The sequence below is a fragment of the Arthrobacter sp. CG_A4 genome (assembly GCF_035985125.1).
In the GTDB taxonomy this organism is placed as follows: Bacteria; Actinomycetota; Actinomycetes; order Actinomycetales; family Micrococcaceae; genus Arthrobacter.
This window is the reverse complement of sequence record NZ_JAXCID010000013.1, coordinates 60,496-85,324: the sequence shown is the minus strand read 5'-3', so window position 1 is coordinate 85,324 and position 24,829 is coordinate 60,496. Positions and strand designations below refer to the sequence as shown.

Annotated in this window: 20 protein-coding genes and 1 pseudogene; 14 read left to right on the top strand and 7 right to left on the bottom strand. The window is 68.3% G+C overall.

Annotated elements, in window-relative coordinates; all coding sequences use genetic code 11:
* The first annotated feature begins 1 nt into the window (after position 1).
* A complete protein-coding gene (locus RCH07_RS07785; protein ID WP_326966895.1) occupies positions 2-2,308 on the top strand; it encodes a molybdopterin oxidoreductase family protein in 2,307 nt (768 codons plus the stop codon).
* Positions 2,305-3,861: an FAD-dependent oxidoreductase gene (locus RCH07_RS07780; RefSeq protein WP_326966894.1), complete on the top strand. Its 1,557-nt coding sequence runs from the start codon at positions 2,305-2,307 to the stop codon at positions 3,859-3,861. Before RCH07_RS07785 ends, RCH07_RS07780 begins: the two co-directional genes overlap by 4 nt.
* A gap of 418 nt (positions 3,862-4,279) precedes the next feature.
* Here the strand turns inward: RCH07_RS07780 and RCH07_RS19285 are convergent.
* Both RCH07_RS19285 and RCH07_RS07770 read right to left on the bottom strand, forming a co-directional pair.
* A pseudogene (locus tag RCH07_RS19285) lies at positions 4,280-4,850 on the bottom strand (DUF1349 domain-containing protein).
* Between the two features lie 4 nt (positions 4,851-4,854).
* The gene (locus tag RCH07_RS07770) at positions 4,855-6,135 is read right to left on the bottom strand and encodes an MFS transporter (RefSeq protein ID WP_326966891.1); all 1,281 of its coding nucleotides are present in this window, start codon (positions 6,133-6,135) and stop codon (positions 4,855-4,857) included.
* A 31-nt stretch (positions 6,136-6,166) separates the two neighbouring features.
* On the opposite strand from RCH07_RS07770, the gene RCH07_RS07765 reads away from it, so the two are divergent.
* The 5 genes from RCH07_RS07765 (at position 6,167) to RCH07_RS07745 (ending at position 11,717) form a co-directional block, all read left to right on the top strand.
* Complete coding sequence (locus RCH07_RS07765; RefSeq protein ID WP_326966890.1) at positions 6,167-7,213, top strand: LacI family DNA-binding transcriptional regulator; 1,047 nt, start codon at positions 6,167-6,169, stop codon at positions 7,211-7,213.
* Positions 7,214-8,248: 1,035 nt separating this feature from the next.
* Positions 8,249-8,821 carry a GNAT family N-acetyltransferase gene (locus RCH07_RS07760; protein WP_326966889.1) on the top strand — a complete coding sequence of 191 codons (573 nt, stop codon included), beginning with the start codon at positions 8,249-8,251 and terminating at the stop codon, positions 8,819-8,821.
* A 487-nt stretch (positions 8,822-9,308) separates the two neighbouring features.
* The gene (locus RCH07_RS07755) at positions 9,309-9,842 is read left to right on the top strand and encodes a small multidrug efflux protein (RefSeq protein ID WP_326966888.1); all 534 of its coding nucleotides are present in this window, start codon (positions 9,309-9,311) and stop codon (positions 9,840-9,842) included.
* Between the two features lie 121 nt (positions 9,843-9,963).
* Positions 9,964-10,554, top strand: a complete 591-nt coding sequence (locus tag RCH07_RS07750) for a TetR-like C-terminal domain-containing protein (RefSeq protein ID WP_326966887.1) — start codon at positions 9,964-9,966, stop codon at positions 10,552-10,554.
* Between the two features lie 11 nt (positions 10,555-10,565).
* A complete protein-coding gene (locus RCH07_RS07745; protein WP_326966886.1) occupies positions 10,566-11,717 on the top strand; it encodes a GDSL-type esterase/lipase family protein in 1,152 nt (383 codons plus the stop codon).
* Between the two features lie 151 nt (positions 11,718-11,868).
* On the opposite strand, the gene RCH07_RS07740 is transcribed toward RCH07_RS07745, so the two are convergent.
* Together RCH07_RS07740 and RCH07_RS07735 are read right to left on the bottom strand one after the other, a co-directional pair.
* Positions 11,869-12,132 (bottom strand): hypothetical protein, encoded by a 264-nt coding sequence (locus tag RCH07_RS07740; protein ID WP_326966885.1) that lies wholly within the window; start codon positions 12,130-12,132, stop codon positions 11,869-11,871.
* Between the two features lie 76 nt (positions 12,133-12,208).
* Positions 12,209-13,624: an NAD(P)H-quinone dehydrogenase gene (locus RCH07_RS07735; protein ID WP_326966884.1), complete on the bottom strand. Its 1,416-nt coding sequence runs from the start codon at positions 13,622-13,624 to the stop codon at positions 12,209-12,211.
* Between the two features lie 106 nt (positions 13,625-13,730).
* Between RCH07_RS07735 and RCH07_RS07730 the strand changes: the two genes are divergently transcribed.
* Positions 13,731-14,549 carry a purine-nucleoside phosphorylase gene (locus tag RCH07_RS07730; RefSeq protein WP_326966883.1) on the top strand — a complete coding sequence of 273 codons (819 nt, stop codon included), beginning with the start codon at positions 13,731-13,733 and terminating at the stop codon, positions 14,547-14,549.
* 32 nt (positions 14,550-14,581) lie between these two features.
* Here the strand turns inward: RCH07_RS07730 and RCH07_RS07725 are convergent, their stop codons facing one another.
* Positions 14,582-15,064, bottom strand: coding sequence for an RrF2 family transcriptional regulator (locus tag RCH07_RS07725; protein ID WP_326966882.1), 483 nt, complete (start codon positions 15,062-15,064; stop codon positions 14,582-14,584).
* 119 nt (positions 15,065-15,183) lie between these two features.
* Between RCH07_RS07725 and RCH07_RS07720 the strand changes: the two genes are divergently transcribed.
* A complete protein-coding gene (locus tag RCH07_RS07720) occupies positions 15,184-16,923 on the top strand; it encodes a phospho-sugar mutase (protein ID WP_326966881.1) in 1,740 nt (579 codons plus the stop codon).
* A gap of 18 nt (positions 16,924-16,941) precedes the next feature.
* Here the strand turns inward: RCH07_RS07720 and nirD are convergent, their stop codons facing one another.
* Entirely contained in the window at positions 16,942-17,322 is a 381-nt protein-coding gene (nirD, locus tag RCH07_RS07715; RefSeq protein WP_326966880.1) for a nitrite reductase small subunit NirD, read from the bottom strand.
* Positions 17,323-17,591: 269 nt separating this feature from the next.
* Between nirD and nirB the strand changes: the two genes are divergently transcribed.
* The 5 genes from nirB (at position 17,592) to RCH07_RS07690 (ending at position 23,922) form a co-directional block, all read left to right on the top strand.
* On the top strand, positions 17,592-20,399 hold the full coding sequence (gene nirB, locus RCH07_RS07710) for a nitrite reductase large subunit NirB (RefSeq protein ID WP_326966879.1): 2,808 nt from the start codon (positions 17,592-17,594) through the stop codon (positions 20,397-20,399).
* 2 nt (positions 20,400-20,401) lie between these two features.
* Positions 20,402-21,436: a uroporphyrinogen-III C-methyltransferase gene (gene cobA / locus RCH07_RS07705; protein ID WP_326966878.1), complete on the top strand. Its 1,035-nt coding sequence runs from the start codon at positions 20,402-20,404 to the stop codon at positions 21,434-21,436.
* Positions 21,437-21,441: 5 nt separating this feature from the next.
* Positions 21,442-22,659, top strand: a complete 1,218-nt coding sequence (locus RCH07_RS07700; protein WP_326966877.1) for a uroporphyrinogen-III synthase — start codon at positions 21,442-21,444, stop codon at positions 22,657-22,659.
* A 238-nt stretch (positions 22,660-22,897) separates the two neighbouring features.
* On the top strand, positions 22,898-23,635 hold the full coding sequence (gene deoC / locus RCH07_RS07695) for a deoxyribose-phosphate aldolase (RefSeq protein WP_326966876.1): 738 nt from the start codon (positions 22,898-22,900) through the stop codon (positions 23,633-23,635).
* Positions 23,636-23,688: 53 nt separating this feature from the next.
* Positions 23,689-23,922: a hypothetical protein gene (locus RCH07_RS07690; protein ID WP_326966875.1), complete on the top strand. Its 234-nt coding sequence runs from the start codon at positions 23,689-23,691 to the stop codon at positions 23,920-23,922.
* 72 nt (positions 23,923-23,994) lie between these two features.
* On the opposite strand, the gene RCH07_RS07685 is transcribed toward RCH07_RS07690, so the two are convergent.
* Positions 23,995-24,828 carry a metal-dependent hydrolase gene (locus tag RCH07_RS07685; RefSeq protein ID WP_442784789.1) on the bottom strand — a complete coding sequence of 278 codons (834 nt, stop codon included), beginning with the start codon at positions 24,826-24,828 and terminating at the stop codon, positions 23,995-23,997.
* Between the last annotated feature and the right edge of the window lies 1 nt (position 24,829).

Here is a 24,829-nt window from a genome sequence, read left to right as displayed (position 1 = left end):
CATGACCGCCGGCGCCGCCACCCACTGCCCCTACTGCGCTCTACAGTGCGCCATGACGCTGACGGTCCCCGCCAGCGGGCGTCCGGCGGACGACGGCGGACGCAGCGCAACCGGGGCGGACGACGGCGGACGCAGCGCCGCTTCGGCGGACGACGGCGGACGCAGCGCAGCCGGGGCGGCCAGCCTTGCGGGGGCGGCGCCGTCTTCCGCTGGGGTTCCGGAGGCACCCCTCCTGGACATCACCGGGCGGGACTTTCCCACCAACCGCGGCGGCCTGTGCCGCAAGGGCTGGACCTCGGCCTCGCTGCTGAACCACCCGGGCCGCGTCACCGAGCCGCTCCTCAGGGGCGCCGACGGCGTCCACCGCCCCATCGGCTGGGACAAGGCCCTGGAACTGATCACCACCGCTGTGAAGGCGACCCGCGCCCGCTTCGGCGCGGACGCCGTCGGAGTGTTCGGCGGCGGCGGGCTGACCAATGAGAAGGCCTACCTGCTGGGCAAATTCGCCCGGCTGGCCCTGGGCACCTCGCGGATCGACTACAACGGCCGGTTCTGCATGTCCTCCGCTGCCGCGGCCGGGATGCGCGCCTTCGGCCTGGACCGCGGCCTGCCGTTCCCGCTGGCGGACCTCGACTCCGCTAGCACCATCCTGATGCTCGGCTCCAACGTCGCCGAGACCATGCCGCCGTTTGTCCAGCACCTGCAGGGCGCCCGCGACGCCGGCGGCCTGATAGTCGTGGACCCCCGCCGCTCGGCCACCGCGGTGTTCACCTCCGACGGCGGCGGCCTGCACCTGCAACCGCTGCCCGGCACCGACCTCGCCCTGCTCCTGGGCCTCTCCCACGTGGTGATCCACGAGGGCCTCGCCGACGCCGGCTACATCGCGGAACGCACCACGGGTTACGAGGCCCTGGTCCGCAGCGTCGCCTCGTACTGGCCCGAGCGGGTGCAGACCGTTACCGGCGTCCCCGCCGGACTCATCCGCGACACCGCCCGCCGGCTGGCCGACGGCGCCCGTCGCGGCGGCAGCTACATCCTCACCGGCCGCGGCGTGGAACAGCATGTGGACGGCACGGACACCGCCACCGCCGCCATCAACCTGAGCCTGCTGCTGGGCCTGCCCGGCTCTACGCGCAGCGGCTACGGCACCCTCACCGGCCAGGGCAACGGGCAGGGCGGCCGCGAACACGGCCAGAAAGCGGACCAGCTCCCCGGCTACCGGAAAATCACCGACCCCTCCGCCCGCGCCCACATGGCTGCCGTGTGGGGCGTCCCGGAGGCGCTGATCCCCGGACCCGGCCTCCCCGCCGTCGAACTGCTCAGGTCCCTGGGCCGGCACGACGGCGTCCGCTGCCTCTTCGTGCACGGCGCCAATGTGGCGGTTTCCGCGCCGGACGCCAACGCCGTGATCGCGGGCCTGCGGAGCCTGGACTTCCTGGTGGTCTGCGACTTCTTCATGTCCGAGACCGCCGCCGAGGCTGACCTGATCCTGCCGGTCACCCAGTGGGCCGAGGAGGAGGGCACGCTGACCAACCTCGAGGGCCGGGTGCTCCGCCGCCGCCGGGCCCTCGCTCCCCCGCCCGGGGTGCGCAGCGAGCTGTGGATCATGGCCCGGCTCGCGGAAATGTTGGAGGCGCCGTCAATGTTCAGCGAGGACCCGGAGACCGTGTTCGAGGAGCTCCGGCTCGCCTCCGAGGGCGGTCTGGCCGACTACTCCGGGATCGACTACGCCATGCTGGACCGCGGCGAGGCTGCGTACTGGCCGTACCCCACCGGCAGCACCGGGACGCCGCGGCTGTTCCTGGACTCCTTTGCCCACGCCGGCGGGCGGGCCGTGTTCACTGCGGTGACGCCCCGCCGTCGTTCGTTTTCTGCCACGGACGCTGACCGGGCCGGCGCTGGACAGTCTGGAACGGCCATGACACTGCTCACCGGGCGACTGATGGAGCATTACCAGTCCGGTGCGCAGACGCGGCGGGTGGCCGCGCTGGCCGCCGCCCAGCCCGGGGCCCGGCTGCAGATCCATCCCGCGGCCGCCGCCGCTCAGGGCATCGCCGAGGGCGACGTCGTCTCGATTTCCAACGGCCGCGGCGAGGTCTCCTGCCGGGCCGAGCTGAGCACCGGCATCCGGCCCGAGACGGTGTTCCTGCCGTTCCATTTCCCGGAGCTGGAAAGCGCCAACCGGCTCACCGAGGCCGTCACAGATCCAATTTCCGGGATGCCGGAGTTCAAGACCAGCAAGGTGTGGGTCCGGCCGGGTGCTGGTGTGTCTCAAACTATCGATCTTCACAACGAGGAGGCCTCATGACCGAGCGCATTGTGGTGGTGGGCTTCGGGCCGGTGGCCGCGCGGCTGGTTGATGAGCTGCTGCCAGCGGTACGCAGCGGACTCGCGCAGCTGACGGTGATCGGCGAGGAGGCTGAGGCCGCGTACAACCGCGTGCTCGTAGCTGACCTGGGCGTCGGGCGGACCACCGCGTCGGCGCTGGCTCTGTCCGACGCTGCGGCGCTGATTGCCGACGGCGTCGACGTCCGGCTGGGTGTCCGGGTCCGCCGGATTGACCGCGCCCGGCAGCGGGTTTTGTTGAGCGATGGCACCTCCCCGGGCTACGGGCGGCTCGTCTTCGCCACCGGCTCCCGCCCGGTGATCCCCAACCTCACCGGACTGAACCCGGACCCGGCCGCGCCGGTGCTGCCCGCCGGCGTGACCGCCCTCCGGGACCTGCGCGACGCCTCGGTGCTCCACGCCGCGGTGGCCGGCGGGAAGCGCGTGGTGGTGCTCGGCGGCGGCGTGCTGGGCCTGGAGATTGCCCTCGCCGCGGCTGAGGAAGGCGCCACCGTGACCGTGGTGCACAACGGCCCGCACCCGCTGGGACGGACCATCGACCGCGGCGGCGGCGCGGTGCTCGCCGCGTCGTTGCGGAACTGCGGCGTCCGGGTGGCGGGCAACGCCCGGTGCGTCGGGGTGGAACACAACGCGCCCGAAGGCGGCTTCTCGGCGCTGCTGCTGGACGACGGGTCCGCGATCGACGGCGACCTGCTGGTGCTCTCCTGCGGCGTCCGGCCGCGAACGGAACTCGCGGAAGGCTGCGGGCTCCCGACGGCGGCCGGCATCCTGGTGGACCACAGGCTCCGGGCGCACCACGAACCGCATATCTTTGCGATCGGCGACTGCGCCGAGGTCCGCTGCCCGGATGCTGAGTGTCTCGAGTGCCGGGCCGCGCAGGGGCCGTCCGGACTGGTGGGTCCGGGGTGGCGGCAGGCGGAATGGCTGGCGGAGTACCTGGTGTTGCTGGCGTCCGAGGCTTCCGACGCCGAGGCCTTGCCGGCGCTGCCGGCGGAGCTGCCCGGCGTGATTGTACTCAAGGCCCGCGGGATGACCATGGCCGCGGCCGGGGATGTTGCCGCGGAGCCATGGGATGAGGATGTTCTTTGTGCGGGGGCCGCGGACGGCCGGCCCCGGCTGCAGATCGCCCAGTGGGCCGACCCCGAACACGGCCGCTACGTCAAAATGGCCACCCGCGCCGGCGTTCTCGAAGGCCTCGTTGCGGTAGGCATGCCCCGCACCGCGGCCGAGCTGGTGCAGCTGTTCGAACGCGGCGCCGAGCTGCCCGCGGATAGGTCGCTGCTGCTGCGGCTGGACGGTCCGGACCAGGCTGCCGCCGCCGGCGCTGCGGATCCGGAGCGGACTGTGTGCCGATGCGCGGGCGTGAGCGGGACTGCCATTGCCGCCGCTATTGCGTCCGGGTGCGGGACGGTGGCCGAGGTTGCCGGCGCCACCCGCGCCGGTACTGGATGTGGTGGCTGCCATGAGGAGATCATGGGGATCATCGAGAAGCACTTCCAGGGGGCGGTGGCCTGAAGTTGGAAATACCCCCGCGCGTGCGCGGAAGATTGCAGTGCCATGACACGGCCAATCCGCACGAACGACATCTGATCACCGGGTAGACCCTGCTCGGCGTCAGGAGCGCCACGGAAACTGAGGCCCTTCCCTTGGATTGCGCGCAAGTTCGTATTGGCGGACCTCCAAGTAGCATTTCACCGAGTTCGGACTGCGTCCCTGCTGAAACGAGTTCTTACCGGCGTTCCGGCTGCGACATCTGAAACCCTTCCAGCGACTCCGGAGGGTGCCCTATGCCGCCAGCCAAGGGCCTATCAGAGGACCGCCCATGAGGCGGGCGGGTGCAGCTCCGAGTACTGATACCTGTCACGGCTAGAGTCCTACGATCACCATCACGACCCCGAGGATCAGGCGAGCCAGAGCCCGATATCACTGTTGGCTATTCATGCGGGTGTAAGTCGATAGCACGTGAGGTGATGATGGAGAGTCCTCGGAAGTGGGTGCGCAGTCCGCCGCGCTTCGGCGAACATGTCATTATGCCGATCTGGCAGGTGTCCTTCAGTGGCAGGTGTCCCAGGCGCAGCAACTGCCACTGCCCGACCATGCCGGCGGGCTGGAGATATTGGGTGCGCACTGTACTGCCCTGGCGGGTCACTTGGATTGTGACTTCGCCAGGCGTTTGCGGTAACGGTGCGACGGACCAATCCGAGCGGCCGTTGGTGAGGACTGTGCTGGTGAAGGGCGCCATCGGTGTACTCCACGCCGGTCTTGACCCAGATTTGTTCGCTATCTCGGATCATGAGCCCAGCCTGGTCGTAGAGGGTGTGGAATTCACCCGAGAGGGTCACTGTGGCTGTGAAGTCGCCGGTGACGTCACGGTGCAGGAAGTGTCCGTTGTCGTGGATGAAGCCGTAGTGGGTTTCCCGCCAGAAGTCCGTTTCTGGAGCTGAGGTGACGCTTAGGGACTCACTGCCGGCCGTCCAGCGGACTGGTTCGTTTAGCCAGGTCATTCCATCAAACATGGCGGTCCTCCTGTGGGTTTCGAGTGGACTGCGGGTCTTCTCCCGTGGGAGAGGAGCCGATAAGGCGCTGGCAGCTTCGCAGGAGGACCGGGGTCAGGACGAGCAGGGCCGCGCAAAGTCCGGCCACGGCCAGCATTGACCCGCGCAGGCCCGCCGCTTCGGACCACAGGCCGACGTAGACGGGGCCGAGGAGAAAACCGGCGTAGGACACAGTCGCAAGGAGGGAAGTGGCCCTGCCGCGGGCCTCCTCACGGGTGGAGCGGGAAAGCATTCCCAACAGGGTCGGATACAGGACCGCGGTGCCAGTGGCGGCGACCGCCAGCCCGATCCAGGCGACGATGGTCGTTGGCGCAGCGGCAAGAATCGCCGCGCCAAGGCTGGCAGCGGCCGCCCCGAGGATCAGTGCGCCCCTGGCCTGGGATGGTTTCAGGGCTCCGGCGCTGAAACGGGTGATGGCGACCACGGCCGCGAACACCGCAGGGGCCGTGGAACTCAACCCGGGACCGGCGCCCAGCTCGTCTGCAAAGAACACGGCGGACCAGCTCTGGTGCGCGTTTTCGCCCGCGAAGGCCAGGGCCCCAAGAGTTCCAAGGAGAAGGACCGCCAGCACCGGCATCTCCGCTCCGGCGCTGCCGCGGCGGTCCCGCGCTTCAGATTCCTCTTCCCTCATCCCGGGCGGGGCACCGGATGGAGTCAGCACGGGAAGTGCGCGCAGGAGAAACAGACCGACAATGACCGATGCGGCTACGACCACAACGAAGGAGAACACGATGGTGGCGCCAAGTGACGCTGACAGGCCGGTGCCAAGGCTGGAGATGACCACGAAGGCGGAAAACACACCGTGGGAGCGGGTGATGACCGGCCTGGCCGTTGTCTGCTCTGCGGCCCCCGCCGCCGCGTTGATTGCGACGTCGGCCGCTCCGCTGGCCGCACCCACAAACAGCAGGCCACCACACAGGCTGGTGAAGTCCGTCGCGCCCCATGCGATGATCAGCCCCGAGACTCCCTGCAGCGTAAGGGCCACCGCCGCCGTGATGCGGACCCCGAGCCAGTCAATTACCCGGCCGGTCAGCAGCATAGCCGGCAGCGCCCCGGCACCAATGAACAACAGTGCCGTCCCCAGCTGGCCATCGGAGATACCTGCCTGGGATCTGAAGCCTGGAACCGACGCGCCCCAGGTGCCCCAAAAAATCCCGAACGCCGCGAACGATGCGTACGATGCGTACGACGCCAGGGATGGACTGAGGGCGGGAAACACTCGTGAGTGGATCATCTGTGTAACGATACACAAGTATGCTGGGTTTATGTCATCTTCCGCTTCGGGGTCCCGGGTCACGCTCAGCGAGGTGGCACGCGCGGCTGGGGTTTCCGTAATGACCGCCTCCTACACCTACAGCACTCCCTCGCGCGTGTCCGCTGCGTCCCGGGAAAAAGTTCTGACCGCCGCGGAGGTGCTGGGGTATCCCGGACCAGATCCCAGCGCCCGGTCTCTGCGCCGGGGAACCAGTAGTGCGCTCGGAGTGGTTCTGGGAGAGAGCCTGCCCTACGCCTTCGATGATCCCCAGGCGACGCGGTTCCTCGCCGGGATAGCGGATGTGTGCGCCGGGCACGGGATGGCCATGACCATTCTTCCCACCAACGGTTCGGCTGAGGACGCACAGCGCATCCGAGCCGCAGCCGTAGACGGCTTCGTGGTGTGGACGACTACGGAGGATGATCCGGTCCTTGACGCCCTGGCGGTGGCGGGACGGCCGGTCACCATCCACGGCGGCCCGCAGAGAAGCCCGTTCGGCCTGGTGGGCATCGAGGACCGGGCGGCGGCACGGGCAGTCGCGGAGGCCGGGCTGCGTCAGAGCAGGAGCCCGGCGATCGTGAGCTTTCCTTTTTCCAAGGCACGGGCCGAAACGCTCACTCATGGGCCGGACCCCGCAGCAGCCACCTTCCCCGTCACCCGGAACCGGCTGCTGGGATTCCAGGACGCCATCACCGCCGCAGGCTTCAACTGGAACCAGATCCCCGTGGCGGCATGTTCGACCAACAGTGCCGCCGAATCGGCACGGGCCGCCGAAAGGCTGCTAAACCGCGGGGACCGACCGGATGTGATCCTGACGATGAGTGATGAACAGGCCCGGGGAGTCATCGACGCTGCAGCGCAAGCCGGCATTCCGATTCCATCCGGCCTTGCCGTGACCGGATGGGACGGCTCCGACACCGCGCCGGGCTGCCGACTCACCACCATAGAGCAGGACCTCCGCGGGCAGGGAGCCGCCTGCGCCGAAGCCGTCATCGCCGGCAACCCCGCCGTCCAACCGCAACCCTGGCGGCTGATTAACGGGCACACTACCCGTTAACCGGGCCGTGAAGTGAGTGCATGCGAAGTGGAACGGCCACCCCGCCCCGGAGACCCTCAATCACCAGACTCGGGCCTGCCCGTCCCTTGGAGCGCCACCGAATCTCATGCCCTTCTATCTACCAACTTTGATTCATCCATAGTCTTCAATTTCCATGTGCTGATTCCCAAGTCAGCGGTATTCCAGCAACCAGTCGTCGCCGGGGCGAGGCCGGTGAGGCGGGCTGATATCGGCGGCGAGAGTTGTTGCTCGAGTTGCCCCAGGGCCGCGGGCCCACTGAATGGGGTGTCCGTGGAGCGAGCCCGGGAAGACCCGCTGCGTCTCCGCCACGCTCCCACCGAATCGCGTGATGCTTCGTCTGTCGGCTGCGTGGCGGGGGTACTTTGCATCCCGACCGGCTCAAGCAGTGCCGCGGGGAGTCCTACAGGGTCAAAATGCCCTAACGATAGAGGCTGAGCGCCGTAATGGCAGGAAATAGAGCCCCCGTGGCCTAATTCTTAGCGCTGAATTGGCCGACTTAAGGTTTACGAAATACAGGGAAGATGACAGTCGGCGGTTGGTCTGCTTGTGGCCATCGAAAATACACCCGCGCGTGCGGGGAAGATGAAGTGCTCCGTCTCGGGTACCTCGAGCGTCCGGAAATACCCCCCAGTCTCTCAACCCATGGGATTTAAGGCACTTTGGTTATGACACACATCAGCTGTCGTTTTCTCCGAGGTCGTCTGCATGAAGTGTCCAAAGTCGTCTGCACGGCCATTATTTGTCCGTAAGGGGAACGCTCAGCGGATCAGCAGGAAGCACGGTGAACAGCAACCGCACCCACAGTGACGCCCGCGACATGCTGCCGCTGGACGGGTAGCGACGAAGCCGGTTCAATAAGGTGCACTCGGTCCCTGAGCGTGTCAAGCGCCGGGTCCAAGCCCTCCCGCCGCACCATCGGACGCCTCGGTTTCGTGCATCCTGAGCGGGAGAGCCACGGTTGTCCCGCTGGCCGACGGCATTGTCAGTGTCGGATTCTCGTGGCAGCGTGAGTGCATGGCGATCGAGGTGCGTGCAGCAACGGTGTTCAACGACGTGAAGACGATGGTGGGGCCCAAGCGCCCGGATGCGAACGTGTGTTGGTGCCTCAGCTATCGCATTCCATCGAAAGAGAACATCGCGCTGCGAGGGCAAGATCGCGGGGAACTCGTGCAGCGCTTGTGCCGGCAGGAACCGCCGCCCGGGGTGCTCGCCTATGAAGGCGACGAGGTGGTCGGCTGGGCTGCCGTGCACCCGCGAGGCGACACGGGCTTCGCGCGCAACCGAAAGATTCCGCACGTGGACGACATCGAGGTGTGGTCGGTCTGGTGCCTCCGAGTGCGGCCCGGGCATCGCGGCAAGGGCATCTCGCATCGTCTGCTTGCAGGCGCCGTCGAATTCGCGCGCGAGCATGGCGCTCCCGCGATCGAGGGATACCCGGTCGACAACAAGGGCAAGAAGGTCGACCTCACCATGGCATATGTCGGCACCCGCAAGCTCTTCGAACGGGCGGGCTTCACGAAAGCGGCTGACACCGACTCGGTGCTGAATGGGTTCCCCCGCATCCTCATGCGTCTCGAACTGCACTGACGTCAGCGCCATGTGGAGAAGTTTCGGCTTGAGCCCGCTAGGGCGTTACTGGGCTCGTCCTGCATCACGCCGTCGATCTTCAGATCGGCGGCCGGCCTCGGTAAGACCTCGCCGCCACGTCGAAGTCGTACTCCCGGAGCCGAAGCGGACGCGGGTCGAAAGCGGTGAAAGTCAGCTCGGACGCACTGTGACCATCTTCCATGCCTCGCCGAAGTCGCCTTGACCATGCCCCGAGGGCATGGTCTGTACTGGTTTCAGACGGCAGCCCAACCAGGGGATGTCGGGGAAGGTGGCAAATGGTGACCTGGAGCACCCGCAAGCTCGCCGAACTCGCGGGCACAGCCATGAAAACCGTCTAACACTGCTGCAGCTGTTCAGGGGCGAGCTCACGGCGATTCTTGCTACAGGGCGCCCACAGATAAGGAGTCTTCCCGGAAATTGAGACGACTACCGCCCACATCACCACCTTATGTAGAGGAAAAGTTCAATGAATGAGAAGCCCGCCGCTATATCCACCGACAACCCCATCGCCGTCCTCACCGCGGGCGCCCAGGACCTCGTCGCTCAGGTGCCAGAATTCGTCCAGCCGCTCATCATCGTGGCCGCAGGCGCCGTCCCCTTTGTCGAAGGAGAAGTCGCAGCGGTCATCGGCGTCGTCGGTGGCCTCCACCCGCTCGCAGCCGGACTGGCGGCCGCTACAGGAAACTTCCTGTGCGTGATCCTGGTGGTACTCCTTGGCGCCCACGCCCGCAGCGCGATCGCGGGTCGAGTCGGCGCAAGCAATACGGAGAAGCCGCGATCCAAGGGCCGTGAACGATTCCAGCGCTGGTTCGTGCGGTTCGGCGTTCCCGGGGCGAGCCTGCTCGGTCCGCTCGCGATTCCCACCCAGTTCACCGCGGCGACCCTCGTGGCCTCCGGTGTGCCGACGGGGCGGATCATCCTCTGGCAGGCGATCGCGATCGTACTCTGGACGGCCCTGGCCACCGCATCCATCACCGGCGCCATCGCGATCGCGACCTGAGAGTTTCCACGCCGTGGGTTCGATCCAGACCGGCCAGGGACCGTCGTGAGCAAATGCCGGCGTCGCGCTATCGACGTAATACGATGTATAGGTAATTACCTATAGGGTATAGGCTGACTTGATGACGAGCCCACACCTGTCTGCTGAAGCCGTGATCGCCGACGCGGCAGATCTGGCCGACGCGTCCGGATTCGACGCGGTCACCCTGTCGGCTGTAGCGCGACGGCTTGGGGTGCGGACCCCGAGCCTGTACTCGCACATCCGCGATCTCGCCGCCCTGCGGGACGGGATCACTGCGCTCGCGCTCGGCGAACTATCCGATGTGGTCGCGGTGGCAATCGCCGGCCGGTCCGGCAAACTCGCATTACGCGGACTCGCCGACGCGCACCGTACCTACTCAACACGGTCCCCGGGACGGTGGCAGTCGCTTCAGCGGCGGGCCGGCCCAACCGCCGTCGAGTCGGGTGCTGCCCGTCGTCTCGTCACGCTGACGGATGCGGTGTTACTCGGATACGGACTCTCGGCCGTCGACCGCGTGCACGCCACGCGGCTGATCGGGAGCACCATTAACGGCTTCCTCACCCTCGAACGGGTTGGCAGCTTTGACCACAGCACACCCGCCCCCGGGGCATCGTGGACAGTAGCACTCGATGCGCTGGACACCCTGCTCGCCTCGTGGCCACGCACCTCCCACGACGAACCACCACAGTAAGGGACAACGGCATGATCATCACTCCACTCACCCCCGATTTCCTCCGCGGCGTGCGGCAAACGGAGGCCACACCACGCGGCCTGCGCCCCCACCGTTTGCCGGAGTGGGTACGGTCCCGGTTCCCCGACCCCCAGCTGATGATGATGGAGACCCAGCCGTCGGGAGTACGCGTGGTGTTCTCCACGGATGCGCGCGCCGTCGAGCTTGTCATCCACCCGACCCGCGTCGCCTACCGCGGCGCGGACCGCCCACGTGGCCGCATCGACCTTGTTGTCGATGGCGAGATGATCGCCAGCGACACACTCACCGGCGGTGACTTCTTCGAGACCGATCTTCAGACCGGGTTCACCGACTTTCACGCAGGCGATCCGCACACCGCAAGGTTCAGCGGGCTGCGGGAAGGCGAGAAGCAGATCGAGCTCTGGCTGCCGCACAACGAGTCGGTCGAGCTGACAGAGATCCGGTCCGACGCCCCTGTGGGCCCGGTGGCATCTGCCGGCCGGGTGTGGGTCCATCATGGCAGCTCCATCAGCCACGGCTCGAACGCGAGCACTCCAATCGGGATCTGGCCTGCGATCGCCGCGCGCCGCGGCGGGGTCGATCTGCAGAATCTCGGCTTCGGCGGCAGTGCGCTGGTCGATCCGTTCCTGGCGCGAGTGATCCGCGACGCCCCCGCCGATCTCATCAGCGTCAAGCTTGGCATCAACGTCGTCAACCTCGACTCCATGCGACTCCGTGCCTTCGTTCCCGCGGTCCACGGGTTCCTTGACACGATCCGGGACGGACACCCGAACACCCCGCTGGTCCTCATCTCACCGATCTTCTGCGGCATCCACGAGGACACCCCTGGGCCGGGTGCGGTGGATCCGGCGACACTTGACACCGGCACTGTGCGGTTCGTCGCGACCGGGCGGAGCGAGGATCAGAAGTACGGTCGCCTCACCCTGCGGGTGATCCGGGATGCCCTGGCGTCGCTCGCCGCGCGTCGCACCGACGACTCGAATCTGCACTACCTGGACGGCACGCGCCTCTACGGCGCGGCGGATGCCGTCGTCCATCCGCTACCGGATGCATTGCACCCCGACACGGCCACCCACCGGCTCATCGGTGAGCGGTTCGCCGAATACGCCTTTACGGAAACCGGGCCGTTCGCCGCCCGCTGAGCTGTCGCCGGGCTTTATCACGTCCGTGACGATAAGCAGCACGATATTTATTGGTCGTTTTCTCTCTCCGGGCACAGTGCGCGGGCACTCCGACGCGTCAGATGGTCGGATGCGTATTCGCCGGGGTATGGCTCACCGTCAGTAGTGTTCGTCAATCCGGCTGGGACCAGCGGAGCGGCGACAAGGTGGTGGCGCCTACGACGGCCAGCGACTGCAAGGACGGCGGCTCGAAGACATTCAGCCCCGCATTCAGCAACCAGGGCCAGTGCGTGAAGTCCACAAACGCGAAGTAGGATCTAACATCGCCGGGACTGCCGTTGAACACCCGGGGCCGGCGGGCAGACGCGCCGCGGAGGCAGATCAGGGCGAATACACCACGGTCATACGCCCTGATCTGCCCACACGATGACTCCACGGCGGTCCCGACGCCGGAACGGGCCCGCCGGGAGTACCCGGGAGTACCCGGGGGAACCCGGGGGAACCCGGGAAGGCTACATGTGCACGTGCAGGCGGCGGGCCGCTTCGGAGATGGAACCGCTCAGTGACGGGTACACCGTAAAGGTGCTGGCGACGTCGTCGACGTGCAGTTTCTGTGTCACCGCGAGGGCGATCGGGAAGATCAGTTCCGAGGCGTTCGGTCCCACGACGACGCCGCCGATCACGGTGCCGGAACCCTTGCGGGCGAAGATCTTGACGAACCCGTCCTTGTGGTTGCGCATCTTGGCGCGGGCGTTGCTCTTCAGCGAGAGCTTGATGACGTCGGCCTGGTACTTGCCGGACTCAATCTCGGCCTCGGAGACCCCCACATTGGCGATCTCGGGCGAGGTGAAGATGTTGGACGCGACCTGGTGCAGCTTGAGCGGCATCACGCTGTCGCCCAGGAAGTGCGCGATCGCGATCCGCCCCTGCATCGCCGCCACGGAGGCCAGGGCCAGCACACCGGTGCAGTCGCCCGCGGCGTAGATGTTCGGGGCGGTGGTACGGGAGACGCCGTCGACCTTGATGTGGCCGTCTTCGGTGAGCGCGACGCCGGCCTCCGAGAGGCCGATCCCGTCGGTGTTCGGGATGGAGCCGACGCAGACGAGGCAGTGGCTGCCGGTCACGGTGGAGCCGTCGCCGAGGGTGACGACGACGCCGTCGTCGGTGCGTTCCACGGACTCGGCGCGCGAGCGGGACAGGACCTTGAGTCCGCGGCGTTCGAAGACGCCTTCCAGGACCTCGGCGGCATCCGTGTCCGAGCCGGGAAGCACCCGGTCGCGGCTCGAAATCAGCGTCACCCTGGCGCCCAGGCCGTTGTACGCGGAAGCGAATTCGGCGCCGGTGACGCCCGAACCGACCACGATCAGATCCTCGGGGAGCTCGTCCAGGTTGTAGATCTGCGCCCAGTTCAGGATCCGGATGCCGTCCGGCCGGGCGGTGGGCAGCTCGCGCGGGTGGGCGCCGACGGCCAGCAGGATGGCATCCGCTTCGATGGTCTCGGTGCCGTCGATGGTGAGGACCTCGATGGTGTGGTTGTCCAGCATCCTGCCGGAGCCGATGATGATCCGGACGCCCTGGTTCTCCAGGCCCTTCTGGATGTCGGTGGACTGCTGCCGGGCCAGGCCGAGCAGGCGGTCGTTGATGTGTTTGAGGTCCGCGCGCATCGTCGGCGTACAGTCGCCGCCGTCGACGTCGAACTTGACGCCCAGCTCGCCGGCCTCGCCCACGCGGGTCATCAGGTCCGCCGTAGCGATCAGCGTTTTGGAGGGGACGACGTCGGTCAGCACCGCGGAGCCGCCGAGCCCCGCGCGTTCAACAATGGTGACGTCCGCCCCCAGCGAGGCGGCGACCATGGCGGCTTCATAACCGCCGGGCCCTCCGCCCAGGATTGCGATGCGGGGTGAGCTGAAATCGGGATGCGTAGTCACAATCAGCCATTGTCCACCATCCGGACCGGCGCCACCAAGAAAGCGGACCAGCACTGTACTGCCCCCGGTGCTGGGCAGCACGCCGCCGGCAGGATAACTTGTACCGGTGAGTACAACAGAATTCCTGAACAGTGACCCTTTCGACGCCGCCCGCGCCGCCGCCGACTACATCGCGGACGAGACAGGCGTGGACACCCACGACGTCGCCCTGGTGCTCGGATCGGGCTGGGGTGACGCCGCCGAACTGATCGGCGAGACCACCGCCACCCTCTCCGCGGACGAGGTCCCCGGCTTCTCCTCCCCCGCAGTGGTGGGCCACGTGGGCACCATCCGCTCGGTGCTGACCAGGGAAGGCAAGCGGGCCCTCATCCTGGGCGCACGCACCCACTACTACGAGGGCAAGGGAGTCCGCGCCGTGGTCCACGGCGTGCGCACCGCCGCGGCCGCCGGCTGCAAGACCCTGGTGCTGACCAACGGCTGCGGCGGACTCAACGAGGACTGGACCCCCGGCACGCCGGTGCTGATCAGCGACCATATCAACCTCACCGCGACGTCTCCGCTTGAGGGTGCCACCTTCGTGGACCTCACCGACCTGTACTCCGCCCGGATCCGCGGCCTGGCCCGCGAAGTGGACCCCTCGCTGGACGAGGGCATTTATGCCCAGTTCACCGGCCCGCACTACGAGACCCCCGCCGAGGTGCAGTACGCCAAGCGGATCGGCGCCGATCTGGTGGGCATGTCCACCGCGCTCGAGGCCATCGCCGGCCGGCACGCCGGCATGGAGGTCTTCGGCATATCGCTGGTGACCAACCTTGCCGCCGGCATCAGCCCGGTGCCGCTGAGCCACGGCGAAGTCCTCGAAGCCGGACAGACCGCGGGCCCGCGCATCTCCAGGCTGCTCGCGGATATCATCGCCAAGCTCTGAGCCGATGGATATCGTTGCCGCGTCCCCGCGGGTTACGCCCCGGCGGCGAGGTAGCGCACGGCCTTCAGCCTGTCCTGCGGGAACCGCCGCTCCATCGAGTCGGCGATCCCGGCGACGGTCTGCCGTGCCAGCGCCTGGCGCCAGGCTAGTTCTGCCTGGCGCATGGTCTGCGAGATGAGGCAGGTCCGGACGTAGTTGACCTCCGGGTCCGCCTCCGGGACGTTACCCAGGATCCCTTCACAACGGAACGCCGGCTCGGGGCCCTCAAGTGCCAGGACAATATCCAGGACCGTGATGTGCTCCGGCCGGCGCGCCAGGTGGAACCCGCCGCGCGGCCCGGAGACCGATTCCAGGACCCCGGCGCGGACCAGCGCCTGCAACTGTTTGTTCAGGTAGGCGGCCGGGAGCTTGTAGTACTCCGCCAGCCGGGCAGAATTCACCGCTTCCCCGGCCGGCGTCCAGGCCATGTTGACGCAACTGTGCACGGCCCATTCCACCCCACGGCCCATCTTCATATTCCAGACATTACGTGTCCGGAAAATTGGGTGTCAAGGGCTGAAGCGTGACGGACCTGCAATGCGCCTCTCGCTTGTCGGGGAAGGAATCCGCAGTAAATGGCACTAGTTTGGTGGGTATGACGTCTTCTGATGCCGAACTGACCCGCCTCCTGAGCGAGGCCCGCAACTGGGCCGCGCAGGACCCGGATCCCGCCACCGCCGCCACCCTGACCGAGCTGATCCGGCTCACGCACGACGGCGATCCCGCCGCCCGCCAGGAACTTGCGGACAGCTTCAGCGGCACCCTGCAGTTCGGCACGGCGGGCCTGCGGGCGGCCCTCGGCCCGGGCCCGAACCGGATGAACCGCGTCGTGGTGCGCCGCGCCGCCGCGGGATTCACCGCGTTCCTGACCGACGCCGTCGCCGAGGCCTCCCCCGGCACCCGGCCGCGCGCCGTCGTCGGCTACGACGCGCGCTACAACTCCGCTGTCTTCGCCGAGGAAACCGCGGCGATCCTCACCGCGGCCGGCGTCGAGACGTTCCTGATGCCCTCCGCCCTGCCCACCCCGCTGCTCGCGTACGCGGTGCGGGCGCTGGACTGCGACGGCGGCGTGATGGTCACGGCCAGCCACAACCCGCCGCAGGACAACGGCTACAAGGTCTACCTGGGCCGGCACGCCGTCGAGGACAGCGGACGAGGGGCCCAGATCGTGGCGCCCTACGACGCCAAAATCGCGGCGAAGATCGACGCCGTCGGGGAACTGGCTGACATTGCGCTGGCCGCCGGGGGCTGGACCCTGCTGGGCGGCTCCATCGCCACCGGCTACCAGACCGCCGTCGCGGCCCTGGCCGTTCCCGCGCATTTCCCGGCCCGCGAACTGAAGATCGTACTGACCCCCATGCACGGCGTGGGCGGCGAAACCGCCGTGGCCGTGCTGCACGCCGCCGGCTTCGCCGACGTCACGCTGGTGACGGAGCAGGCTGAGCCGGACCCGGACTTCCCCACTGTGAACTTCCCGAATCCCGAGGAGCCCGGCGCCCTGGACCTGGCCCTCGAGACCGCGGCCCGGGTGGATGCCGACATCGTGATTGCCAACGACCCCGACGCCGACCGCGCCGCGGTGGCGGCGAAGGATCCGGACACCAGCGCCTGGCGGATGCTGCGCGGCGACGAGGTGGGTGTCCTGCTGGGCGCTCACATCGTGGCCCGGCTGGCGGCCGGCGGCAGCGGAGAAACAGGTGTCTTCGCGAACTCGATTGTGTCCTCGCGGCTGCTGGCCCGCATCGCGGCCGCCGCAGGCTACGCCCACGAGGAAACCCTCACCGGTTTCAAGTGGATCGCACGCGTGCCCGGCCTGCTTTACGGCTACGAGGAGGCGCTGGGCTACTGCGTGGCGCCTTCCCTGGTCCGGGACAAGGACGGGATCTCCGCGGCGGTGCTGATCGCAGAATTCGCCGCCGCGGCGAAGGCCGGGGGCAAGACGATCTTCGACACCCTCGACGAGCTGTACCTGGTGCACGGGCTGCACGCGAGCGACCAGCTCAGCATCCGGGTGGCGGACCTGGGCCTGCTGGACGCCATGATGAACCGGCTGCGCGTGAGCCCGCCGGAATCCTTCGGTGGCTCCGCCGTCGAAACCGTCACGGACCTCGCCGAGGGCAGCGACCAGCTGCCGCCGACCGACGGCCTGCTGTACCTGACGCGGGACCTCAGCCGCATCATCATCCGCCCCAGCGGCACGGAACCGAAGCTCAAGTGCTACCTGGAGGTCATCCGCAGCGTCGGCTCGGCCGCCGAGCTGCCCGCGGCGCGGCACGAGGCCCGCGCCGCACTGGACGGTGTCCTCGCGGACGTCCGCGAGGCGCTGGGACTGTAACCACCGGGGGTTAAGACCTTAGATCTCCACCTCAATGTACCCGCCCACAATCCGGGTACCGAAGGTGGGGAGCCGGAGTTCCGGTGTGCCCAGGCACTCCCCTGTTCCGAGGTCATAGACCTCCTTGTGCAACGGCGAGGCGAGTGTCTGGCGTGCTCCGCGGGAACCGGTGATGCCGCGGGCCATCACATGCGCCCCGGTGGCCGGATCCTCCTGGCCGACGGCGAAAACTTCGCCGGACACCGTGCGGAACAACGCCACCTGGCACCCTGCGATCAGGGCAGCCTCGCCCCACGCGGGCTCGAGGTCCGCCAGGGCGCACACCCGGTGCCAGCCGGTTCCATGGCCCGTGGTCTGTTCAACAAGGCGGCGCACTGCGCTCTCCACTACGGCGGTCATTTCGGCCCCTCTCTGATACATCTGTCACGGGCTCAGCCGCTCCTGCGGCCACCTACCCACGCTAGGTCCGCGGTGTTTCGCCGGCGTGCAGTAAATGTGTCCGGCGCGTAAAAGAGACCTCACGGGCGCAGAAATGCGTCCGTGATGCAGAAGTTAAGATCACGAAACACAAGGGAAACTAAAGCGAAACTGCGCGTCCCTAGTCTGGAGGGACACTTCGATTCAGAAGGCCGCGGAGCACCGACTGCGGCCCAGGCGGAAGGCCCACAGTGACCGGACAGACCTCAAGCCCGCAGGACCGGGGCGCAGAGCGCAACTCACCACCGCGCCGCATCGTGGTTGCCGGCGGCGGTCCTGCCGCCCACCGCTTCGCCGATGCCATGCACGCCCGGGGCCTGGACGGCTGGCATGTGACGGTTCTCACCGAGGAAGCCCACCTCCCCTACGACCGCGTCGCGCTGAGCAAGGCCCTCACCGATGACGGCGTTGACCTCACCCTCGGAAGCGCCGCAATGTGGGAGCACGAGGCGCTCAGCCTGAAGACCGGCGAGCGCGTCACCGGCATCGACACCGCCGGAAAAACCGTCAGCACCGCGGCCGGCACCGTCTACCCCTACGACGAGCTGGTCGTCGCCACCGGCTCCGACGCCGCCCGCCTGCCCATCCCCGGCGCCGAACTCACCCACGTCTACCGCACCCTCGAGGACGTCCGGGCCATCAGCACGACGATCGCGGAACTTAGGCAGAAACTGGGCCGCAAGGTCAACGCCGTCACCATCGGCGGCGGGCTCCTTGGCCTGGAATCCGCGGCCGGCACCGAACAGCTCGGCGCCACCCCGATCGTCATCAACGGCTCCCCCTGGCTCATGAACACCCAGCTGGACGAAGGCGCCGGGCAGGCCCTCGGCCGCCTGATCGAGGCCAAGGGCTTCACCGTCCACGGCGGCGTGTTCCCCGCCGCGGTCCGCTCCGACGACGACGGCCAGGTCACCGGCGTGCTCATGGCGGACGGCCGCACCATCGACGCCGACCTTGTGATCGTCGCGATCGGCGTCAAGCCGCGTGACGAGCTGTTCCGCGCCGCCAACGGCCCGCCGACGGCGGGGGTTGCCGCGCCAGCGGGCCCGGAGGCGGCCGGCCCGGCGACAGCGGGCCCGGCGGCGACAGGGGGTGCCGCGCCGCAGTTCCAGCTCGGCCCGCGCGGCGGCGTGGTCATCTCCGACGGTTGCGCAACCCAGGTCCCCGGCATCTGGGCGATCGGCGAGGTGGCCAACTTCGGCGGCATGTGCCTGGGCCTGGTGGCCCCGGCCAACACCATGGCGGAGATCGTCGCGGACCGGCTGCACGGCGGCCAAGCGACTTTCCCGGGCTTCGACACCGCCACCAAGCTCAAACTCTCCGGCGTCGACGTCGCCAGCTTCGGTGACGCCTTCGCCAAAACCGAGCACGCGCTCGAAATCGTCTACGCCGACCCGGCCCGCGGCGTCTACCAGAAGATCGTCACCACCGACGATGCCAAGACCCTCCTCGGCGGCATCTTCGTCGGCGATGCGACCCCGTACACTTCCCTGCGGCCCATGCTGGGCCGTGAACTGGCCGCCGAACCCGGCGCCTACCTCACCGCAGCCGGCGGCGGCGCCCCGGAGACGGAACTCCCGGACGACGCCATCCTGTGTTCCTGCAACAACGTGGCCGCCGGCGGCATCCGCGACGCCATTAACGGCTGCGGCGCCTGCGAGGGCAACGCCCCGGTCCAGGAACTCGGCGAACTCAAGGCCTGCACCCGCGCCGGCACCCAGTGCGGCTCCTGCGTCCCGATGCTCAAAAAGCTGCTGGAAAGCGAGCTGACCAAGTCCGGCGTCGCCGTCTCCAAGGCACTCTGCGAGCACATCGGGCTCTCCCGGCAGGAACTCTTCGACGCCATCCGGGTCCTGGAGCTCACCTCCTTCGAGGAGATTATGGCCAAATACGGCACCGGCGCCGGCTGCGACATCTGCAAGCCGACCATCGCCAACATCCTGGCCAGCCAGAACAGCGCCTACGTCCTCGATGCCGGCCGCGGCACCCTCCAGGACACCAACGACCGCGCCCTGGCCAATATGCAGAAGGACGGCACGTACTCGGTGGTCCCCCGGATCGCGGGCGGCGAGATCACCCCGAAGAAGCTGGGCGTGATCGCCGCCGTCGCCGAGAAGTACGGCCTGTACACCAAGATCACCGGGGGCCAGCGGATCGACATGTTCGGCGCCCGGCTGGAGCAGCTGCCGGAGATCTGGAAGGAACTGGTGGACGCGGGCTTCGAATCCGGCCAGGCCTACGGCAAGTCCCTGCGCACGGTGAAGTCCTGTGTCGGCTCCACGTGGTGCCGCTTCGGTGTCCAGGACGCCGTCGCCATGGCCATCAACCTCGAGCTGCGCTACCGCGGCCTGCGCAGCCCGCACAAGATTAAGATGGGCGTCTCCGGCTGCGCCCGCGAATGCGCCGAAGCCCGCGGCAAGGACGTCGGCGTGATTGCCACGGATAAGGGCTGGAACCTCTACGTCGGCGGCAACGGCGGCTTCCAGCCGGCCCACGCCCGGCTGCTCGCGCAGGACCTCGACGACGCCACCCTGCTCCAGTACATCGACCGGTACCTCATGTATTACATCCGCACCGCGGACCGGCTGCAACGCACCGCGCGCTGGCAGGAGGAGCTCGACGGCGGCCTGTTGCACGTCGAGGACGTGGTGGTGCACGATTCGCTCGGCATCGCAGGCGACCTTGAGGCAGCCATGGCAAAGCATGTGGACACCTACCAGGACGAATGGGCCGAGACCCTGAAGGACCCGGAGCGGTTGCGCCGGTTCCGCTCCTTCGTCAACGCCCCGGACCAGAAAGACGACTCGATCTCCTTCGTCCCCGACGAGCGCGGTCAGATGCGCCCCGCGACAGCGGAGGAGAAGTCGCTGGCCGGTCAGCAACCAGTGCTGATCGCCGCTGCCATCCCTGTCCGGCCGTCCGACGCCGGTGTCCCATCCGCCGCCACCGCCACCGCCACCGCCAGTGAGAGTGCCCCCGCCACCGAAAGCAAGGTCTAACCATGCAGCTCAGCATCGATCTCAGCGGCCGCGAAGTCCTCGTCACCGGCTCGGACACCGCCGCCCGCCAGGCCGTGAGCCGGTACCGGGCCGCCGGCGCCGTCGTCTCGCGGCTCAGCACCCCGGGCGGCGCCCGGCACGACGGTCCCCTGCCCGAACGGCCCTTCCTGGTCGCCGCGGTCGACGACGGCCAGCCCGGCTGGGCAGCCCTCCTGGACCGGTGCCGTGACACCGGGGTCCCGGTCGCGGCGGAACCCGCCGCCGGGCCCGCCGGGCACGTCACCCTGGTCGGCGGCGGGCCGGGAAGCACCGAACTGCTGACCATGGCAGCCATTAAGGCGCTGCGGGACGCCGACGTCATCTTCTACGACCGCCTCGCCCCTTACCAGGAGCTGCCCGCCCTGAGCACGGCCGAACTGGTGGATGTGGGCAAGCGGCCCGGCCACCACCGGGTGAGCCAGTCCGGCATCGAGGAGCTGATGGTGAAGGCTGCAATGGCCGGCAGGAACGTGGTCCGGCTCAAGGGCGGGGACCCGTACGTTTTTGGCCGCGGCGGCGAGGAAGTGGCCGCCTGTGTGAAGGCCGGCGTGCCCGTCCGGGTCATCTCCGGCGTCACCAGCGCCATCGCCGTCCCGGCCGCGGCCGGGATCCCGGTGACGCACCGCGAGGTCAGCCACCTGTTCACCGTGGTCTCGGGCCACGCCCCGCTGACGGAGAAGGAACTCCTGCACCTCGCCGGCCTCGGCGGGACCATCGTGGTGCTGATGGGTATCGGCACGCTGCACCAGCTCGCCGCGGGGCTGCGCCGGGCGGGGATGCGCGCGGACATGCCGATGGCCGTCGTCGAGCGCGGTTACCGCCCCGGCCAGCGCACCACCATCGCCGAGCTGGGGACCATCACCACGGCGGCCGCCGGGTGCAGTAACCCGGCCGTGCTGGTGATCGGCGACGTCGTCCGGGTGGCCGAGGCCAACCGCGGCTGCGCGGAGGCTGAAGCCGAGCTCAGCCGCCTGGCCGCGTCCCTGATGGGGGCGTGAGAGCCATGAGTGCGCTCAACACCATCGCGCCGGCCCGGCCGTCAACTGGACCGTCCACCGAACCGCCGCCGAGTGAAGTGGCCCGTGAATCGGTTGCCGAAGCATCCGGCGAATCATCCGCGGAGAAATCCGGGCAGCCCCTTGAGGGCTTCCGGATCGGCGTGACCTCGCACCGGCGGTCCCAGGACCTGATCGAGGCCCTGGAGCGGCGCGGCGCCGAGGTCCTGCACGCGCCGGCGCTGAAGATCGCCCCGGTGCAGGAGGACATGCGCCTGATCGAGGACACCCGCGCCATCATCGACGCCCGGCCCGAGCTGTGCATCGCCACCACCGCCTACGGCATGCGCCGCTGGTGCGAGGCCGCGGACAGCTTCGGGATCGGCGAAGAGCTGCTGGAAACCCTCTCGGCCGCCCGGATGTTCGTCCGCGGCCCGAAGGCCCGCGGGGCCGTCCGCGCGGCCGGACTGGCCGACGTCGGGATCAGCAGCGACGAAACCACGGCCACCCTGGTGGACATGCTCCTTACCGAGGGGGTGCGGGGCAAGACCGTCGCGGTGCAACTGCACGGCTACACCGACGTGCGCCAGCTCGAACTGCTGCGGATGTCCGGCGCCACCGTCCTGACGGTCACGCCGTACCGCTGGGTCAAGCCCGACGGCGCTGACCGGCTGCCGCGGCTGATCGAGGCCGCCTGCAGCGGAAACCTGGACGTGCTGACCTTCACCAGCGCCCCGGCAGTGGACGCGATGTGGAGCACGGCGCACGAGATGGGCCTGTACAAACAGCTCGTCGAGAGCCTGAAAACCACGGTCGCCACCGCCGTCGTCGGTCCCATCACCGCACAGCCGCTGATCCACGCCGGTCTGCAGCCGCTGGTCCCGGAACGGTTCCGGATGGGCGCCCTGATCCGGCTCGTCGTCGAACACCTGGCCCTGAACCACGTCCGCCGGCTGGACACTCTCTCCGGGAGCGTGGAGCTGCGCGGCCGCTTGCTGCGGATCGACGGCGCGGCCGTGGACCTGGCCCCCGCGCCGCTGCTGCTGCTCCGGGCCCTGCTGGGCGCGGGCGGAGCCGTGCTGTCCCGGGAATCCCTCTCCGAGCTGCTGGAACTGCGCGGATCCGTCCATGCCCTGGATATGACCGTCAGCCGGCTGCGTTCCGCCCTCCCGGACGGGAACCTCGTGGAAACCGTAGTCAAGCGCGGCTACCGGATCCGCGTCTAAGAGCAACGCGGGGTCACTTAGCGCCCATCCCGAGGCATTTTATGGGCGCTAAGTGACGCCGCGTTGCTTTTCGGGGCCCGCGCCGAGGCAGCCCCCGGCCCGCCGCCGGGAGGCCTGTTGTGGCAGGATGGGCAACAGAGAAGCCACGAATACCGCGGTGTCCGCAGGCCCACAAAGCCGCCCCGAAGGACTGCCCCAAGGGACTACCAGTCCACGGCCCGCCAGGAAAGGGAACACCATGAGCAACGAAGCCCCCACAGCTGCCGGAAGCGCCACCCCCGCTGCCCCCGTAGGGTCCGATACCCAGGGCAATATTGCCTCCTACATTGACCACACCCTGCTCAAGCCGGAGGCAAGCGAGGCCGAGGTCCTCAAGGTCTGCGCCGAGGCCGCCGAGTACCGCTTCAAGTCGGTCTGCGTGAACCCGATCTGGGTCAAGACGGTCAAGAAGGCCCTCAAGGGCACCGGCGTGCTGACGTGTTCCGTGGTCGGGTTCCCGCTGGGCGCCACACCGAGCGACGTCAAGGCATTCGAGGCCCGCGGCGCTGTTCTGGATGGGGCCGAAGAGGTGGACATGGTCATCAACATCGCCGCGGCCCGGGCGAACGACACGGGCGCCCTGGTCGATGACATCGCGGCCGTCGCCGATGCAGTCCACGACGGCGGCGCCATCCTGAAGGTCATCATCGAAACCGCGCTGCTGGACGATGCCCAGAAAGTCCTGGCCTGCCGGGCGGCAGTCGAGGCCGGAGCGGATTTCGTCAAGACGTCCACCGGGTTCAACGGCGGCGGGGCCACCGCCGGCGACGTCGCCCTGATGCGCCGCACGGTCGGCCCGGACGTCGGTGTCAAGGCCTCCGGCGGTGTGCGTTCGCTCGCGGACGCACAGGCTATGATTGCTGCAGGTGCAACACGCATTGGCGCCAGCTCCGGCATCGCGATCGTCAAACGTGAACAGGGTTCATCCGCGTACTGATCCGCACCAGCAGCCGCCACAGTTTTGAGCCCCCAGGGGCCGAGGAGGAACGAATGTCCAGCAACACCGCCAAGACCCAGCAGACGCCGCAGACCGAGAACCCCCTCGGATCCACCATCATCCTCTTCGTCCTGATGATGGCCCTGTTCCTCGGTTCGCTCTACTCGCTGTCCTTCCTGACGCTGGGCAACCCGTGGCCGATGGTCGCCTGCCTGGGACTCTTCGCTGCGGCGTTCTGGATCCCGCAGACGATTCTGGGCCGCTCGGATTCCGCCGGCGAGATTTAAACGCCGGCAGCAACATCCTTAGAACGCCTGAAGCTCCGGTTCGCCGGAGCTTCAGTCATTTAACAACCGCTGCTATGCGCCGGCTGCCAGCCCGAACAGGCTCTGCACCAGCGCCGTGCCCATTGCCACGGCGGCCGGGACATGCGCCTCGGCCAGGGCCAGCGCCGCGCCGAACATGCCGATCATGGCGTAGGCGCTGACCGGGATCAGCACAAACCATTCCCGCCGCGAGCCGGCGCGGCCCAGCAGCGGAATGGAGAACGCCCCGTTGGCCTTCCAGACATTCTTGATCAGCGGCAGCCTGCGCAGGAACTTCGGCGGCTTGATCACGAGCGGCCACAGCAGCGGCACTCCCCCGGTGGTGATCATGTCCCCCACGATGTGTACCAGCACCCCGGTGAGCATGGAAACGGGCAGCCAGGTCCACTGATGCGGCGCAAACCAGGTCACCAGCCCGGCCATGGCCAGGGCGAAGACCCAATTGCTGAGCCAGCCGGACTTGGGGAATAGTTTCAGCGCCTTGGCGGCGATGTTGATCAGGAACATGCACAACAGACCCGCGCCGACGGACAGCAGCCCCCAGTCGGTCTGCAGCTGCAGCTGCGCCGCCATCGCGGCCAGCAGGACGAAGAGCCCGGCGCCCAGCACCGAGTGGGTGCCCTGCCGGTGCCCGCCGGAGGCGTTTTCGATGCCGACGGCGATCAGGTTCGACAACGGCGGCAGCGAGTGCGCCACAGTGCTGGAACGGTGGTCCCAATCGCAGACCAGGGCCGTCCCCGCCGTCGCCATCCCGCCGATCACGATCCCGGTGGCGTCCAGCGGGTACCAGCCCAGCGTGTACGGCCCGGTCGAGGCAACGGCCACCCACGCCGCGGCTCCCGACGCGGCGTGGTGTCCTCCCATCACG

Bases quoted from the DNA above. Each gene is read 5' to 3' on its own strand.
- RCH07_RS07780 (WP_326966894.1), top strand. From the start codon at position 2,305: ATGACCGAGCGCATTGTGGTGGTGGGCTTCGGGCCGGTGGCCGCGCGG.
- RCH07_RS07745 (WP_326966886.1), top strand. From the start codon at position 10,566: ATGATCATCACTCCACTCACCCCCGATTTCCTCCGCGGCGTGCGGCAA.
- deoC (WP_326966876.1), top strand. From the start codon at position 22,898: ATGAGCAACGAAGCCCCCACAGCTGCCGGAAGCGCCACCCCCGCTGCC.
- RCH07_RS07750 (WP_326966887.1), top strand. From the start codon at position 9,964: ATGACGAGCCCACACCTGTCTGCTGAAGCCGTGATCGCCGACGCGGCA.
- cobA (WP_326966878.1), top strand. From the start codon at position 20,402: ATGCAGCTCAGCATCGATCTCAGCGGCCGCGAAGTCCTCGTCACCGGC.
- RCH07_RS07690 (WP_326966875.1), top strand. From the start codon at position 23,689: ATGTCCAGCAACACCGCCAAGACCCAGCAGACGCCGCAGACCGAGAAC.
- RCH07_RS07785 (WP_326966895.1), top strand. From the start codon at position 2: ATGACCGCCGGCGCCGCCACCCACTGCCCCTACTGCGCTCTACAGTGC.
- RCH07_RS07700 (WP_326966877.1), top strand. From the start codon at position 21,442: ATGAGTGCGCTCAACACCATCGCGCCGGCCCGGCCGTCAACTGGACCG.
- RCH07_RS07755 (WP_326966888.1), top strand. From the start codon at position 9,309: ATGAATGAGAAGCCCGCCGCTATATCCACCGACAACCCCATCGCCGTC.
- RCH07_RS07760 (WP_326966889.1), top strand. From the start codon at position 8,249: ATGGCGATCGAGGTGCGTGCAGCAACGGTGTTCAACGACGTGAAGACG.
- nirD (WP_326966880.1), bottom strand. From the start codon at position 17,322: ATGACCGCCGTAGTGGAGAGCGCAGTGCGCCGCCTTGTTGAACAGACC.
- RCH07_RS07765 (WP_326966890.1), top strand. From the start codon at position 6,167: ATGTCATCTTCCGCTTCGGGGTCCCGGGTCACGCTCAGCGAGGTGGCA.
- RCH07_RS07725 (WP_326966882.1), bottom strand. From the start codon at position 15,064: ATGAAGATGGGCCGTGGGGTGGAATGGGCCGTGCACAGTTGCGTCAAC.
- RCH07_RS07770 (WP_326966891.1), bottom strand. From the start codon at position 6,135: ATGATCCACTCACGAGTGTTTCCCGCCCTCAGTCCATCCCTGGCGTCG.
- RCH07_RS07720 (WP_326966881.1), top strand. From the start codon at position 15,184: ATGACGTCTTCTGATGCCGAACTGACCCGCCTCCTGAGCGAGGCCCGC.